Origin of the sequence: Methylobacterium sp. Leaf111 (genome assembly GCF_001423285.1) — a bacterium.
GTDB lineage: Bacteria > Pseudomonadota > Alphaproteobacteria > Rhizobiales > Beijerinckiaceae > Methylobacterium.
Map to the genome: position 1 here is coordinate 1 of NZ_LMNE01000005.1, position 14,099 is coordinate 14,099.

The following is a 14,099-nucleotide window of genomic DNA, read 5'->3' on the forward strand; positions in this document are numbered from 1 at the left end:
GAAGGTCGTTGGCTGGGGTTGACCTGACCGGTATTTTGGACCGAGCCGATTGAGAGGCTACTGCATGGTGGCGGCCATGGGTAGCCGGAAGGCCAGGTCCGGGACGGTGACCGGCGCGGGCGGCCGATAGCCCAAGGACGAATGCGGTCGAACGCGGTTGTAGGTATTCTGCCAGATCCCAATCACGGTCTGTGCCTCCTTGAGCGAGTAGAAGATCTCTTGGCGTAGGCACTCGTCCTTCAACTTGCCATTGAAGCTCTCACAATAGCCATTCTCCCACGGCGATCCTGGTGCAATGTACTGGATCTGCGGGCCGGTTTTGGCGACCCATTTCCGCAAAGCCTTCGCGATCATCTCCGGGCCGTTGTCGCAGCGGATGTTCTCCGGGATGCCATGCAGGCACATCGCGTCGGCCAGCGCCTCGATCACACCCAGACTGTTGATGCGCCTCGCGACCTTCAGCGCCAGGCAGGCGCGACTGTGCTCGTCGATCAGCSTCAGGATGCGCAGGCTTCGCCCGTCATGGGTCTGGCCCTGCACGAAGTCGAAGCTCCAAACGTGATTGCGATGGAGAGGCCGCAGCCGTACGCAGGAGCCATCGTTCAACCACAACCGGCTTCGCGGCCGATGCTTTTGCGGGACCTTGAGCCCCTCACGACGCCAGATCCGCTGAACTCGGTCCTTGCCCACCTGCCAGCCCGCTGCCTGCAGCAGCGCGGTGACACGGCGGTAGCCGTAGCGTCCGTACTCGGACGCCAAGGCGACGATGGCGCGGGTCAGCGCATCCTCGTCAGCCGGTACCGTGGGCACGTAGCGTTGCGTGCCCCGGTGCTGGCCAACGATCCGGCAGGCATGGCGTTCTGAGAGACCATACTTCTCTCTGATGCCGTCGACCGCCTGCCGGCGTCGCTCCGGGGCTATAAGTTTCCCGCGGCGACGTCCGCCAGCACCTGCTTCTCCAGGGACAGGTCCGCCACGAGCCGGCGCAATCGAGTGTTCTCGCGCTCCAGATCCTTCATCTTCCTGGCCTGATCGATCTGCAGGCCGCCGTACTCCTTGCGCCAGCGGTAATAGCTCTGCTCGGAGATCTCCGCCTCCTTGCACGCCAGCGCCAAACTCTTGCCTTGAGCTGTCTGCACCTCAATCTGGCGCAGCTTCAGCACGACCTGCTCCGCGTTTGTCTTCTGACCTCGCCGCATTTCCGACTCCTCCGATCCTGGCTGATCCTCTCAATCAGCCCGGTCCAAAGCCAGCCGGTCAGGTCATCGCGTAGGTCGCCGGGTCGTCGAGGGGCAGCGAGGCGAGATCCACGATGATGNCCGACCAGATCGCCCCGGCCAACGCCGCCTTCCCTCAATCTGGCGCAGCTTCAGCACGACCTGCTCCGCGTTTGTCTTCTGACCTCGCCGCATTTCCGACTCCTCCGATCCTGGCTGATCCTCTCAATCAGCCCGGTCCAAAGCCAGCCGGTCAGGTCAGTCGCGTGAAAACGATTCTTGAGATAGCTGTCAGGGAGAAACGATCAGTGGTCCGCTATCGAGCTTGATGTCGATAATGGTTCCAACGACCCATGCGACCCACGTCAACGCTCCCACGAAAGCCTGTGACGGCCTGCGTAGGAGCGACATTATCAGATAAGGGTTGTGAGGACCGCCTTAGGCGCAACCCGGTCAGTAGTCTCAAAAAACCATTGTTGGGCCGCGGCTGGCGTTCAACGCGATAACGGTTGTGCGGCTTCCTCTGCGATCCGTGCGAGCTTCCTACCGATATCCTCTGGCCGGATGTGCGTGTATCTCATCAGCATTTTCGTATCTCGATGACCACTGATGACGGCGACCTCGGGTATAGTCAGACCCATCTCAAAGAACCGGCTGAGAGCTTCGTGGCGAAGATCGTGAAAGCGTAGCCCTGGTAGATTAGCCTTTAGCCGAACCCGCTCCCACGTAAGCCTTGCGGCATTACCATAAATGGGCAGCACCTTCTTAGACACTCTTTCGATGTCAGAAAGCTCGTCGATTGCGCGGGTTGTCAACGGAACTGTCCGAGGCCGGCCGTTTTTAGTATCTCTTAGTCGTGCAGTCCGCTTCTGAAGGTCGACGTCCTTCCATTCGAGGGAAAGAAGTTCGCCTCTTCGCATTCCGGTTTCAATCGCAAGCACGATTAGGGATTTCGCGTGCTTGTTCCGAAGTGTGCCGATCACGCTGAGAATAGTTCGCGCAGATTCTTCCGTAAGACGTTCCTCGCGAGGAAGTCCGGGGGCTGGAAATCTGATGTCATGGAGAGGATTCTTCGCTATTGGGATATCCCACTCACGTCTTGCAATTTCGAAGCAATGACGAAGGAGTGAAAGCTCACGTCTAACAGTGTCTGGACCCACATCTTTAAGTCGAGCGTTGCGATATACGGCAAACTGTCCTGAAGTTAAATCCCGCAACGCAACTCCCGCAATCGGTCGGCAAACGATATTCCTGATCCGGCAGTTCTCGGAAACATGGCCCTTCTTCAGAGGGGTGATTTCGATTTGATACCGTAGCAGCAACGCCCCAACAGTCAGATCGTCCGTGTCGAAGCGTGTTGAGGGAGGCGCTGATCGTCGGGATTCGCGCTCTTGCGCCTTCGCCCACGATACGGCTTCACTCTTCGAGGGAAACGATTGTGTTGATGCAGGAATGCCCACGCGTCGCACCTGAACTTGCCAGGATCGACCGCGCTTACGGATGGTAGCCATGATTCGAGACCCGTCGCTTGTGACAGAAAGCGTGACAGGCCGATCAAAAACGCTCGTGGAAGCTTTATACGGAGGGCCGAATCAAGAGCCGTTACAATGACTTAATGATTGGCGCACCCGACACGATTCGAACGTGTGACCTTTGCCTTCGGAGGGCAACGCTCTATCCAGCTGAGCTACGGGTGCTGACCGTTCCGCCCTGGTAGCCCATACGAGGGCGCCGCGCAACGGGTTCGTGAAAGCGTTTCGGCCACGTGAAGGGCGGCAGCGCGCGGAGGGCGACGCTCACACGTTCGAAGCGGGACGGCTGTGCCCCGCACGAAAGGTGACAATCGGTTGTTCGCGACAATAGCCCAGCAGAAGCAGCCGGGTCCGGCCCGACGGCGGCCAACTCGGACCCGTTCGTTGATCTGCCGACGGAATTAGGGTGGGACTGCGGAACGGGACTTGGGTCGTGGACAAAAGCCCGGTGTGAGGCCGGTCTCCGTGTCCGCCAACGAAGGGCAATCCTCGTCACCGTAACGCCCGAACCGAACGGCCGGATCGCGTCACGATCGATCCGGGCCACCTCAATCCCGTGATCATACAGCTAGTCGAGCGGTGCTTGGGCCGGGTCGCCGACGATCTCGCCGTCAGTCAGGGCACTCGCTTCGAAGCGTTCGAGGCGCGGCTCGATGCCCCTCCGGGGCGGCGCGCAGCCATTGCAGACCGAAGACATGGCGCGGCGTGCACGCATCGCGATCCTTCGATCGAACGCATCCATCGCCGCCACGGATTTCGCATGCGCCTCCTCGAGATGGCCTCCGATCCTGGCAGGATCGGTATCGTCCGGGATCCCCGTAGCGCTCTGGAGCGGCAGATAGACACGACGAATCGATGGCCGGGCCGCCGCATTTGGAGGCGCGCCACAGAACAGTATGATCAGCAGTGAGACGACAACGCGGAGCAAATCGAGAAATCCTACACCGCTGCCGTATCGATCGACATCTGAGCCGAACCAAGACCGACCTGTGGCGCGGGGCCATGATTGAGCCGACACGTCTTCATCATCCCCCCGGTCGACGAACTCTGGCTTCGGGAGGAGGACAATCGAGAAGGAAAGGTCGTAGATAGAAAGGATCCCTCAACCCTTTTGAGAAAGCGATAATAGAGCACCGCTCGCTGCCCGCATTCGGGCTCCCGATACAGGGGCATCAAAGGCTGCTCTATGCTGCGGTGCCGCCAAGCCAGACCCCGGGCCAAGCCTGCACCCCCGATTGGGTGAAGCAAGGCTGCCACACCCCTTGGAATAAATACTTTAGCATAGTTTCCGTGGATACGATCCGGTGCAAACTTGCTTAGCGAGCCAAAGGACTTGAGCGCATTTTCGATTTAAATTTATGATTTTGATCGAAATTGAGCAGCCATAAAAACACTTGAAAATCTAAATCCGGCTTGGGTTGGAGGGTAAATTGACTAATACTTCCGCGTCTGTCTCCGCGAGCGGCAGTCAAGATGTTGATGGATTGCTGTCAGGCTTGCGCTGGGCGAACGCCCGGATCACGTTCAGTTTTCCGACAGATCCGGCTCAGTACGAATACAGCGGTGAGAAGAACAATACCTTCGATTCATTCAGCGTACGGCAGCAGGAGGCTGCCCGAAGCACCTTGAGCTCGATCGCGTCAATCACAAATATCTCTTTCACCGAGGTGGATGGAGGGGCCGGCGATTTGCGCTTTGCCATGTCGGATATGCCCCCAACCGCGTGGGCTTACTATCCGGGCAATACCCCCAAAGCCGGTGACAGTTGGTATGGAAATACGAATGGGTGGTACGATGATCCGGTCGTCGGCAATTATGCTCTTTATTCGATCTTCCATGAAATTGGGCATGCACTTGGCTTAAAGCACGGTCATGAGACCGATGTCTTCGGTGCCATGACTTACGAACATAATTCAAGCGAATTTTCTCTGATGACCTACAGTTCCTATGTAGGCTCAGATGGAGTGTATGCCTATAATGAGGCGAATGGCTTCCCTCAATCGCTGATGATGTATGATATTGCAGCACTACAATACATGTACGGAGCGAATTATGACATCAACGCAGGTAATAATCGGTACCAGTGGAACCCCGCGACTGGTCAGCTCTCAATCGATGGAAATGGATGCTCCATTCCATCGGAAAATCGCCTGTTCATGACGATCTGGGATGGGGGAGGAATTGATACATATGATTTCTCGAACTATGGGACGGATCTCAGTATCGATCTGTCTCCCGGAGAATGGACGGTGACCTCCCTTGGTCAGCTGGCCATGCTCGGAGAAGGTCGTCGAGCGGCTGGCAATATCGCCAATGCCCTCCTTTATGAAGACAATATCGCGTCGATCATCGAGAACGCCATCGGCGGATCGGGCAACGATACGATTGTCGGAAATACTGTTGACAATGTGCTGGCCGGTGGTTCGGGCAACGACACGCTGAACGGCGGGGCCGGAGCCGACCGGATGTACGGCGGGCTCGGCAACGACACCTTCGTGGTGGACAGCACCGGCGACACCGTCATCGAGTACACCAACCAGGGCACCGACACCGTCCGCGCCGCGATCTCCTACGCGCTCACCGCCAACGTCGAGAACCTGACGCTCACGGGCGCGGGCACCATCGACGCCACCGGCAACACGCTCGCCAACATCCTCACCGGCAACGAGGCCGCCAACACCCTGTCGGGGGGGCCGGCGATGATCGGCTCGTCGGTCTTGGGGGCAACGACATCCTCGACGGCGGCGTCGGCAACGACACCATGGTCGGCGGCAGCGGCGACGACACCTACGTCGTCAACGCGCGCGGTGACGGGGTCATCGAGGCCGCCAGGGAAGGCATCGACACCGTTCTGGCGTCGATCAGCTACGACCTCGGCGCCCATGTCGAGACCCTGACCTTGACCGGCACGGCCGATCTCAAGGGCACCGGCAACGACCTCGACAACATCCTCATCGGCAACACGGGCAACAACCAGCTCTACGGTGGTGCCGGCAACGACCGCCTCGACGGCGGCCTCGGCGCCGACACCATGGCGGGCGGCACCGGCAACGACACCTATGTCGTGGACAATGCCGGCGACTCCGTCATCGAACTGGCCAATCAGGGCACCGACACGGTCGAGGCCTCGATCTCGTACACCCTGGGCAGCGGGGTCGAGACCCTGATCCTGACCGGCTCGTCCGACATCGACGGCACCGGCAATGCTCTGGCCAACGTGCTGACCGGCAACGCGGGGGACAATCATCTCTCCGGCGGCGCCGGCAACGACACCCTCTCCGGCGGGGCCGGCAACGACACGCTCGATGGCGGCACCGGCAACGACACCCTCTCCGGCGGCACGGGCGACGACACCTACATCGTCGACAGCCAGACCGAACGGGTGATCGAACTGGCCGGGGAAGGCACCGACACGGTCCTGGCCTCCGTGACGTTCAAGCTGCAGGGCAACCTGGAGACCCTGACGCTGACGGGCACCGACGCCATCAACGGGACGGGCAACTTCCAGTCCAACATCCTGATCGGCAACAGCGCCGCCAACATCCTCGACGGCAGCGGCGGCAAGGACGTGCTCACCGGCGGCGGCGGCAACGACACCTTCGTGTTCCGCGCCGGCGAGACCCACGGCGACAAGGTCATGGACTTCACCGGCGCGGGTGCGGCGGCCGGCGACCACCTGGCATTCTACGGCTTCGGCACGGGCGCCACGCTGAGCCACATGACGGGCACGGACCTCTACACGATCACGGCGGATGCAGCCCATGGCGGGCTGAGCGAGACGTTCCAGCTCGCCGGCGTGACCGCCCTCGACCTCGTTGCGAGTCTGGGACGCGACGTGTTGCTCGTCGCCTGAAGACGACACCCGAAAGAAAGACAGACCTGCGGTGCACCCGCGCCGGAGGTCTGCTCCGGCCCACCGGCATCGAGATCCGAGCTCTGCGAGGCGCGTGTCGACCGCATTCGGTCGGATCGCCCTCGTATCACGGGTCCGCGAGCAGTCGGAGCCGACCGGACCATCCGTCTAGATTATACCAGGGGCTGGACTGGCTCTCGGCTGTCCTCGCAAGCTCAGGCAGGCCAGAGCAGGTTTCTGCCGAAAGTCGCCAGGGCGAGGTCGTCGATCGCGCGCTTTTCGGGGGCCGTCGGCCGAGGTGAGGCGGATCAAGGCGGCCTGGGCGCTTGGGCCGAATCGAGGCTGCTGAAGGCGCCGGGTGGTGCGGGCGGTCGGAATCGAACCGACACTCCTTGCGGAACCGGATTTTGAGTCCGGCGCGTCTACCAGTTCCACCACGCCCGCAGCGGTCGCGTCATCGCACACCTTCCCGGTTTCGGCCAGTGGTGTTTTCTTCGCAGTGCGGTCTGCGAGCGCTCGCCAGGGACGGCGCCGTATGGTCAAAGGGCGCCGCCCATCCCCTCCAGCCCTCTCGGACCCCTTTATGATCCGTCGCCTCTACGAGTGGATCCTCGCGCTCGCGGGCAAGCCCTCCGCACCCTATGCCCTCGGCGCGGTGGCCTTTGCCGAGAGCTCGTTCTTCCCGGTGCCGCCGGACGTGATGCTGGTGCCGATGGCAGTGAGCCGGCCGGATCGGGTCTGGTTCTACGCCCTCATCACCACCCTGGCTTCGGTGGCGGGCGGCCTCGTCGGGTACGCAATCGGCGCCCTGCTGTTCGATTCCATCGGCCAGTGGGTGTTCCGGGTCTACGGCCTGTCCGACAAGGCCGCCACCTTCCAGGCCTCCTACGCGGAATACGGACACTGGGTGATCCTGCTGAAGGGTCTGACGCCGATCCCCTTCAAGCTCGTAACCATCACCTCGGGCTTCGCCCATTACGACCTGTTCTGGTTCGTGGTGCTGTCGTTGCTGACGCGGGGCGCCCGGTTCTTCATCCTGGCGGGACTTCTGGGCCGCTACGGCGTTCAGATCCGGGGGGTGCTCGACCGCCACCTCAACGTGGTGGCGGCGATCTCCGTCGCCGTGATCATCCTCGGCTTCGTGCTGTTCAAGGTGTTGCTCTAGACCAAGGTGATCTTAGAGAGATGGATTACGCCTCGCTCCTGCGCCTGCGCCGCGCCGCCCTCCTCCTGCTCGTCGGATCCGTGCTGACGCTCGCGGGCGCCTGGTACTTTCAGTGGGGGCTCGGCTACGTGCCGTGCAAACTCTGCCTGCAGGAGCGGATTCCCTACTACGCGGCGATTCCGTTGGCGCTACTGGGCCTTGTCCTGCCCGCTCGGGCCACCCGCCTCGTCCTCGGCCTCGCCGCCCTGGGCCTTCTCTACGGGGCCGGGCTCAGCGTCTATCACGCCGGGGCGGAGTGGAGCCTCTGGGCCGGCCCTACCGATTGCGGGGGCGGCGCGGGCGCCAATCCGTCCGACGTCGGCGATTTCCTGAACGCGCTCCAGAGCACGCGCGTGGCCGACTGTTCCACGGCGGCCTGGCGCCTGGCCGGGATCTCTCTCGCGGGCTGGAACGCGCTCATCGCCTTCGCCCTGGCGTCGGTAGCCGGAACCGCCGCGCTGAAGCGCTGAGACTCAATGCCGGTCTTCGGAGGCCGGCGGCAGGGGCGCCACTGCGATGCCCTCGTCCACGAGGGCGCGCGCCTCGTCCAAACTGGCCTCGCCGTAGATCGCTCGGGTCTCGGTCTCCCCGTAGTGGATCCGCCGGGCCTCCTCCGGGAAGCGCGTTCCGACATCGTCGGCGTTCCGCGTCACCGCCTCGCGCATGGCCCACATCAGGGCGCGCAGGCGCTGCTCGGGTTCGGTGAGCGCCAGTTGCGGCGTCGTGTGCGGTGCCGCGGGGATCGAGCCCGCCTCCGAGGAGAGACCCACCGGGGCCGGCGGGGTGCGGGAACCGCGATCCGTTCGGGCGACCGAGGGCGCCATCATGCTCTTGCCGACCCGGACCGAGCCGCAGACCGGGCAGGAGACGAGTCCGCGCGCCGCCTGCGCATCGAAGGAATCGCTCGAGGGAAACCAGCTCTCGAAGCCGTGCTGGGCCTCGCAGACGAGGGTATAGCGGATCATCGGGTCACGGTTTTCGGAAGACGTGTGCGAGCGGCGTCAGGAAGGGCGCCCCACCCGCTGGATCGTGAAGGGGCGGGCATGCTGCAGGGTCGGAATGCGGGCGCGGGCATCGGCCACGCGGGCGAGGTCGATCTCGGCGAGGATCACCCCCGGCTCGGCCCCGTCGGCGTCGGCCAGGATCCGGCCCCAGGGATCGACGATGAGGGAATGGCCGTAGGTGTCGCGCCCGTCCTCATGGTGCCCCCCCTGGGCCGCCGAGATCATGAACGAACCGGTCTCGATGGCGCGGGCCCGATGCAGCACGTGCCAATGCGCCTCCCCCGTCTGCTTGGTGAAGCAGGCCGGCGCCGTCAGGACGGTGGCGCCCGCCTCCGCCAGGGCCCGGTACAGGGCCGGGAAGCGGATGTCGTAGCAGATGGCGAGGCCGATGGCCGCCCAGGGCGTGTCCGCGACGACGGCGCAGGCGCCCCCCGTATAGGTCGCGGATTCACGCCAGCGCTCGCCGTTGGGCAGGTCGACATCGTAGAGATGGAGCTTGTCGTAGGAGGCGGTGATCGCCCCCTCCGCATCGATCAGGAAGGCGCGGTTGGCGACCTTGTCGCCGTTGCGCACGGCGAGTGACCCGATCTGGATCACGATGCCGCGCGCGCGGGCGACGTCGCGCAGGGCCGCCAGCGTCGGGTCGTCGTCCTGGGCCGTGACCTTCTCGAACAGGCTCGCCTTGCTGCGCTCCACCAGGGAGGTCATCTCGGGGGTCTGGACGTAGTGCGCACCGGCATCCGCGGCCTCGCGGACCAGGGCCACCGCGGCGTCGCGGTTGGCGAGGGGCTCGCGGCCCGAGCGCATCTGCACGCAGGCGGCCGTGAATTTCGGCGCGTCGCTCATGCGGCCACCAGGGCGTCGAGCTTGCCGGCGCCATTCAGGGCATAGAGGTCGTCGCAGCCACCCACATGGGTGTCGCCGACGAAGATCTGCGGCACGCTCGTGCGGCCCCCGGCGCGCTGAACCATGGTGGTGCGCGAGCCGGATGTCCGCTCGACGTCGATCTCGGTGAACGCGATGCCCTTGTCGCGCAGCAGGCTCTTGGCCGCCGAGCAGTACGGGCACCACGCGGTTGTATAGATCGTGACCGGCTTCATCGTCGAAACGCCCCATCCCAATCCGTACAGCATATAGGCGAGCCGGCGGGCTCTTCCTACTGCCTCGATTCGGTGGGGGTGTCGGCGGTTACGCTCAGGCGGCCAGCAGCTTCTCGACCTCGTTGACGAGATCGCGCAGATGGAAGGGCTTCGACAGGACCTTGGCGTCCTTGGGGGCCTTCGAATCCGGGTTCAGAGCCACGGCGGCGAAGCCCGTGATGAACATCACCTTGATGTCCGGGTCCAGTTCGGTGGCGCGGCGCGCCAGCTCGATCCCATCCATCTCGGGCATCACGATGTCGGTGAGGAGCAGCTCGAAGGGCTCCTCGCGCAGGCGATTATAGGCCGACAGCCCATTGTCGAACGACAGCACGTCGTAGCCGGCGTTCTGCAGCGCCTTGGCCAGGAAGCGGCGCATGTCGTTGTCGTCTTCCGCCAGGAGGATCTTCATCGAGCAGCGTCCCGTACCTTTGATTCGATGTGTTCTTTCCACAAAGCACCGGCTTGGTAAACAGAACGTTGCCGGCCCGTCGGGGCGGGGGTGTCCAACGGCACGAGCGGCGGCCTTGCGGCACGCCCGTCCTGCTGGACAGGCGAGTCGGCAACCCGCAAAGTGGGGCGATGCGTTGTCCCGTCCGCACCGAGGCGCCCGCGCCGCGATGACAGAGCCGTTCCAGACCCCCGAAGCGTCCGGGGCGGCAGCCTTCGATCCGCCCTTCACGGTGGACGAGCCGACGGCGCATACCCTCCCCTTCGTCTTCAACACGCCGCATTCCGGCACGGTCTACCCGCCGGCCTTCCTGGCCGCCTCGCGCCTCGACGGGCTCGCGCTGCGGCGCTCGGAAGACGCGCACGTGGACCGGCTGTTCGCCCCGGTGGTCGATCTCGGGGCGCCCCTCATGCGGGCGCATTTCCCGCGGGCCTTCCTCGACGTGAACCGCGAGCCTTACGAACTCGACCCGCGCATGTTCGACGGACGCCTGCCAGCCTTCGCCAACACCCGCTCCATGCGGGTGGCGGGCGGCCTCGGCACCATCCCACGCCTGGTGGCCGACGGTCAGGAGATCTATCGCGGACGTCTGCCGGTGGCGGCCGCGGTCGAGCGGATCGAGGCCCTGTACAAGCCTTATCATCGCGCGCTCCGCAGCCTGATCCAGCGCACGGCGCGCCAGTTCGGGCACGCCATCCTGATCGACTGCCACTCGATGCCGTCGTCGAGCCTCGGGCGCGACGAAGCGGCGCGGGCCGACATCATCCTCGGCGACCGTTTCGGCACCGCCTGCGCGCCGATCCTGATCGACGCCTTCGAGCACCACCTGCGCGCCCGCGGCTACCGCGTTCTGCGCAACAAGCCCTACGCGGGCGGCTTCATCACCGAGCACTACGGCGAGCCGAACGTCGAGCGCCACGCGCTGCAGATCGAGATCAATCGGGGCCTCTACATGAACGAGGCGAGCCTCGCGATCACGCCGGGCTTCTCGGAATTGGTCTGGCACCTGCGCAGCGTCGTGGCGGCCGTCGCCGCCGAGGTTCGGGGTCTTGCCCCCTCACGGATGGCCGCCGAGTAGGGCCGTCCGACAAGAAAGTTTTGGCAGCGGCCCGAAAAGATTTGCCGGCCGCTTGCGCGAAAGTGACGGTTTTGCCGCCCCCATCCGGGCGAAGTCCGGTTAGGAGTAGCCCAGATTGCGCGCGTACCTATAATGCCGGGACGCCGCCGCCGCACGAGCCAGAGCCCATGACGTCTCGCATCCCAGACTTCGCGACCGTTCCCTACGCGGCCGATGCCGTGCCGGCTCCGGTGCCGCCTACGGGCGAGCCCTGGATGACGCCCGAGGGCATTCCGGTGAAGGGCGTCTACGGCCCCGAGGATCGCGAAGGTATCGAGTTCCTCGACACCTATCCGGGCGTGGCGCCCTACCTCCGCGGCCCCTACCCGACGATGTACGTGACCCAGCCCTGGACGATCCGGCAATATGCCGGCTTCTCCACGGCCGAGGATTCGAACGCGTTCTACCGGCGCAACCTTGCCGCCGGGCAGAAGGGCCTGTCGGTGGCCTTCGACCTCGCAACCCACCGGGGCTACGATTCCGACCATCCGCGCGTCTCGGGCGATGTGGGCATGGCCGGTGTGGCGATCGATTCGATCTACGACATGCGGACGCTGTTCTCAGGCATCCCGCTCGACGAGATGACCGTCTCGATGACGATGAACGGCGCGGTGCTGCCGATCCTGGCCCTCTACATCGTCGCGGCCGAGGAGCAGGGCGTCCCGCCGGAAAAGCTCGCCGGCACGATCCAGAACGACATCCTCAAGGAGTTCATGGTCCGCAACACCTACATCTACCCGCCGGCGGGTTCGATGCGGATCATCGGCGACATCTTCGCCTACACCTCGAAGAATATGCCGAAGTTCAACTCCATCTCGATTTCCGGCTATCACATGCAGGAGGCCGGGGCGACGAACGACCTCGAGCTCGCCTACACGCTGGCCGATGGTGTCGAGTACATCAAGGCGGGCCTCGCCGCCGGGCTGACCATCGACCAGTTCGCTCCGCGTCTGTCGTTCTTCTGGGCGATCTCGACGAACTTCTTCATGGAGATCGCCAAGATGCGGGCCGCGCGCCTGATCTGGGCCAAGCTCGTCAAGGAGTTCGAGCCGCAGAGCGACAAGTCGCTGCCCCTGCGCACCCACAGCCAGACCTCGGGCTGGTCGCTGACCGCGCAGGACGTCTTCAACAACGTCACCCGCACCTGCATCGAGGCGATGGCGGCGACGCAGGGCGGCACCCAGTCCCTGCACACCAACGCGCTGGACGAGGCGCTGGCCCTGCCCACCGACTTCTCGGCCCGCATCGCCCGCAACACCCAGCTCTTCCTGCAGCAGGAGAGTGGCACGACACGCATCGTCGATCCGTGGGGCGGCTCCTACTACGTCGAGAAGCTGACCCAGGACATCGTCGCCCGCGCGTGGGAGCACCTGCGCGAGGTCGACGAACTGGGCGGCATGGCCAAGGCCATCGAGGCCGGCATCCCGAAGCTGCGCATCGAGGAGGCGGCCGCCCGGGCCCAGGCCCGGATCGATTCCGGCCGCCAGACCATCGTGGGCGTGAACAAGTTCAAGCCCGACGACGACCGCGCCATCGAGTTGATGCGCGTCGACAACGGCAATGTCCGCACCCTGCAGATCGACAAGCTCAAGCGCCTGCGCGCCGAGCGCAGCCAGTCCGATGTCGACGCCGCCCTGGCGGCGCTGACGGCGGCGGCGCAGGGGACGGGCAACCTCCTGGAACTCGCCGTGAACGCGGCGCGGGCCAAGGCCACTGTGGGCGAGATCTCGGACGCCCTGGAGAAGGCCTGGGGCCGTCACCGGGCCGAGATCCGCTCGATCTCGGGCGTCTACAAGCGGGAGGTGGGTGGCATGTCACCGGTGGTCGAGACCGTTCGCAAGCTCGTGGAGACTTTCGAGGAGAATGACGGGCGCCGCCCGCGCATCCTCGTCGCCAAGATGGGCCAGGACGGGCACGACCGCGGCCAGAAGGTCATCGCCTCCGCCTTCGCCGATCTCGGATTCGACGTGGATATCGGACCGCTCTTCGCGACCCCGGCCGAGGCCGCCCGGCAGGCGGTCGAGAACGACGTCCACATCGTCGGCGTGTCGTCGCTGGCCGCCGGCCACCTGACCCTGGTGCCGGAGTTGAAGGCCGCTCTCACCGAGCAGGGCCGCGGCGACGTGATGATCGTCATCGGCGGCGTGATCCCGCCCGGCGACTACGACGCCCTCTACGCCGCCGGCGCCTCGGCGATCTTTCCGCCCGGCACCGTCATCGCGGAGGCCGCCGTGAAGCTGATCGAGGAATTGAACGGGCGCCTCGGCTACGCCGCGCGCCAAGCCGCCGAATAAGGCATCGGGTCGAGCGCACCACCGCCGCCCGGCGCCTGCGCCCAGGCCTCCGGGGGCTCGACCGCGACCGGACAGGGGCTCCGGGCGCCGTCATGCCGCTGCTGGCTGGTCCGATCGTCCGCGATAGGACAGGGCCTCGGCGAGGTGGATGCGGCGGACCCGGGCCTCACCGTCGAGGTCGGCCAGGGTGCGGGCCACGCGCAGGGTCCTATGGAAGCCGCGCGCTGAGAGCCGCATGGTCTCGGCGGCCGAACGGATCAAAGCGGCCCCCTCCAGGCCGGCCAGCCG

At 64.6% G+C, this 14,099-nt stretch carries 12 protein-coding genes, 2 tRNA genes and 2 pseudogenes; 6 read left to right on the forward strand and 10 right to left on the reverse strand.

Going from position 1 to position 14,099, the window contains the following annotated elements:
- Positions 1–57: 57 nt before the first annotated feature.
- The 4 genes from ASF41_RS06090 to ASF41_RS24655 all read right to left on the reverse strand — a co-directional run bounded on the left by ASF41_RS06090 (position 58) and on the right by ASF41_RS24655 (position 3,677).
- Positions 58–1,199, reverse strand: a protein-coding gene (locus tag ASF41_RS06090) for an IS3 family transposase (protein ID WP_156653218.1) whose coding sequence is annotated in 2 segments (ribosomal slippage) — positions 58–932 and positions 932–1,199 — 1,143 coding nt in all. Because the reading frame shifts where the segments join, the coding sequence is not laid out codon by codon here.
- 512 nt (positions 1,200–1,711) lie between these two features.
- Positions 1,712–2,728, reverse strand: coding sequence for a site-specific integrase (locus tag ASF41_RS23560; protein ID WP_082504100.1), 1,017 nt, complete (start codon positions 2,726–2,728; stop codon positions 1,712–1,714).
- A gap of 109 nt (positions 2,729–2,837) precedes the next feature.
- Positions 2,838–2,914 (reverse strand) — tRNA-Arg (locus ASF41_RS06100).
- A gap of 403 nt (positions 2,915–3,317) precedes the next feature.
- Positions 3,318–3,677, reverse strand: a complete 360-nt coding sequence (locus ASF41_RS24655; RefSeq protein WP_156653219.1) for a hypothetical protein — start codon at positions 3,675–3,677, stop codon at positions 3,318–3,320.
- 568 nt (positions 3,678–4,245) lie between these two features.
- Between ASF41_RS24655 and ASF41_RS23565 the strand changes: the two are divergent.
- Both ASF41_RS23565 and ASF41_RS25950 read left to right on the forward strand, forming a co-directional pair.
- Positions 4,246–5,226 (forward strand): annotated as a pseudogene (locus tag ASF41_RS23565) (M10 family metallopeptidase); the annotation flags it as partial.
- Positions 5,227–5,510: 284 nt separating this feature from the next.
- The gene (locus ASF41_RS25950) at positions 5,511–6,602 is read left to right on the forward strand and encodes a calcium-binding protein (protein ID WP_056491694.1); all 1,092 of its coding nucleotides are present in this window, start codon (positions 5,511–5,513) and stop codon (positions 6,600–6,602) included.
- A 359-nt stretch (positions 6,603–6,961) separates the two neighbouring features.
- Here the strand turns inward: ASF41_RS25950 and ASF41_RS06110 are convergent.
- A tRNA-Leu gene (locus ASF41_RS06110) sits at positions 6,962–7,046 on the reverse strand.
- Between the two features lie 139 nt (positions 7,047–7,185).
- Here ASF41_RS06110 and ASF41_RS06115 point away from each other — a divergent pair.
- Both ASF41_RS06115 and ASF41_RS06120 read left to right on the forward strand, forming a co-directional pair.
- The gene (locus ASF41_RS06115) at positions 7,186–7,767 is read left to right on the forward strand and encodes a YqaA family protein (protein ID WP_056215313.1); all 582 of its coding nucleotides are present in this window, start codon (positions 7,186–7,188) and stop codon (positions 7,765–7,767) included.
- A gap of 20 nt (positions 7,768–7,787) precedes the next feature.
- On the forward strand, positions 7,788–8,276 hold the full coding sequence (locus ASF41_RS06120) for a disulfide bond formation protein B (RefSeq protein ID WP_056352735.1): 489 nt from the start codon (positions 7,788–7,790) through the stop codon (positions 8,274–8,276).
- A gap of 3 nt (positions 8,277–8,279) precedes the next feature.
- On the opposite strand, the gene ASF41_RS06125 is transcribed toward ASF41_RS06120, so the two are convergent.
- From ASF41_RS06125 to cpdR, 4 genes are all read right to left on the reverse strand, one after another.
- Positions 8,280–8,771: a DUF1178 family protein gene (locus ASF41_RS06125; protein ID WP_056491697.1), complete on the reverse strand. Its 492-nt coding sequence runs from the start codon at positions 8,769–8,771 to the stop codon at positions 8,280–8,282.
- Positions 8,772–8,807: 36 nt separating this feature from the next.
- Positions 8,808–9,656, reverse strand: coding sequence for a carbon-nitrogen hydrolase family protein (locus ASF41_RS06130; RefSeq protein WP_056215303.1), 849 nt, complete (start codon positions 9,654–9,656; stop codon positions 8,808–8,810).
- Positions 9,653–9,910: a glutaredoxin 3 gene (grxC, locus tag ASF41_RS06135; protein ID WP_056215299.1), complete on the reverse strand. Its 258-nt coding sequence runs from the start codon at positions 9,908–9,910 to the stop codon at positions 9,653–9,655. The genes ASF41_RS06130 and grxC overlap by 4 nt, the downstream gene beginning before the upstream one ends.
- A 94-nt stretch (positions 9,911–10,004) precedes the next feature.
- On the reverse strand, positions 10,005–10,361 hold the full coding sequence (cpdR, locus tag ASF41_RS06140) for a cell cycle two-component system response regulator CpdR (RefSeq protein WP_003603128.1): 357 nt from the start codon (positions 10,359–10,361) through the stop codon (positions 10,005–10,007).
- Positions 10,362–10,569: 208 nt separating this feature from the next.
- Between cpdR and ASF41_RS06145 the strand changes: the two genes are divergently transcribed.
- Positions 10,570–11,478 (forward strand): N-formylglutamate amidohydrolase, encoded by a 909-nt coding sequence (locus ASF41_RS06145; protein WP_056275644.1) that lies wholly within the window; start codon positions 10,570–10,572, stop codon positions 11,476–11,478.
- Between the two features lie 167 nt (positions 11,479–11,645).
- Complete coding sequence (gene scpA, locus ASF41_RS06150) at positions 11,646–13,811, forward strand: methylmalonyl-CoA mutase (RefSeq protein WP_056491700.1); 2,166 nt, start codon at positions 11,646–11,648, stop codon at positions 13,809–13,811.
- Between the two features lie 90 nt (positions 13,812–13,901).
- Here the strand turns inward: scpA and ASF41_RS23570 are convergent.
- Positions 13,902–14,084, reverse strand: a pseudogene (locus tag ASF41_RS23570) (ATP-binding protein); the annotation flags it as partial.
- Between the last annotated feature and the right edge of the window lie 15 nt (positions 14,085–14,099).

What these genes read in the sequence shown, in the direction of transcription:
- ASF41_RS23560 (WP_082504100.1), bottom strand. Translation starts at nt 2,728, where the DNA reads ATGGCTACCATCCGTAAGCGCGGTCGATCCTGGCAAGTTCAGGTGCGA.
- ASF41_RS25950 (WP_056491694.1), top strand. Translation starts at nt 5,511, where the DNA reads ATGGTCGGCGGCAGCGGCGACGACACCTACGTCGTCAACGCGCGCGGT.
- ASF41_RS06115 (WP_056215313.1), top strand. Translation starts at nt 7,186, where the DNA reads ATGATCCGTCGCCTCTACGAGTGGATCCTCGCGCTCGCGGGCAAGCCC.
- ASF41_RS06120 (WP_056352735.1), top strand. Translation starts at nt 7,788, where the DNA reads ATGGATTACGCCTCGCTCCTGCGCCTGCGCCGCGCCGCCCTCCTCCTG.
- ASF41_RS06125 (WP_056491697.1), bottom strand. Translation starts at nt 8,771, where the DNA reads ATGATCCGCTATACCCTCGTCTGCGAGGCCCAGCACGGCTTCGAGAGC.
- ASF41_RS06130 (WP_056215303.1), bottom strand. Translation starts at nt 9,656, where the DNA reads ATGAGCGACGCGCCGAAATTCACGGCCGCCTGCGTGCAGATGCGCTCG.
- grxC (WP_056215299.1), bottom strand. Translation starts at nt 9,910, where the DNA reads ATGAAGCCGGTCACGATCTATACAACCGCGTGGTGCCCGTACTGCTCG.
- cpdR (WP_003603128.1), bottom strand. Translation starts at nt 10,361, where the DNA reads ATGAAGATCCTCCTGGCGGAAGACGACAACGACATGCGCCGCTTCCTG.
- ASF41_RS06145 (WP_056275644.1), top strand. Translation starts at nt 10,570, where the DNA reads ATGACAGAGCCGTTCCAGACCCCCGAAGCGTCCGGGGCGGCAGCCTTC.
- scpA (WP_056491700.1), top strand. Translation starts at nt 11,646, where the DNA reads ATGACGTCTCGCATCCCAGACTTCGCGACCGTTCCCTACGCGGCCGAT.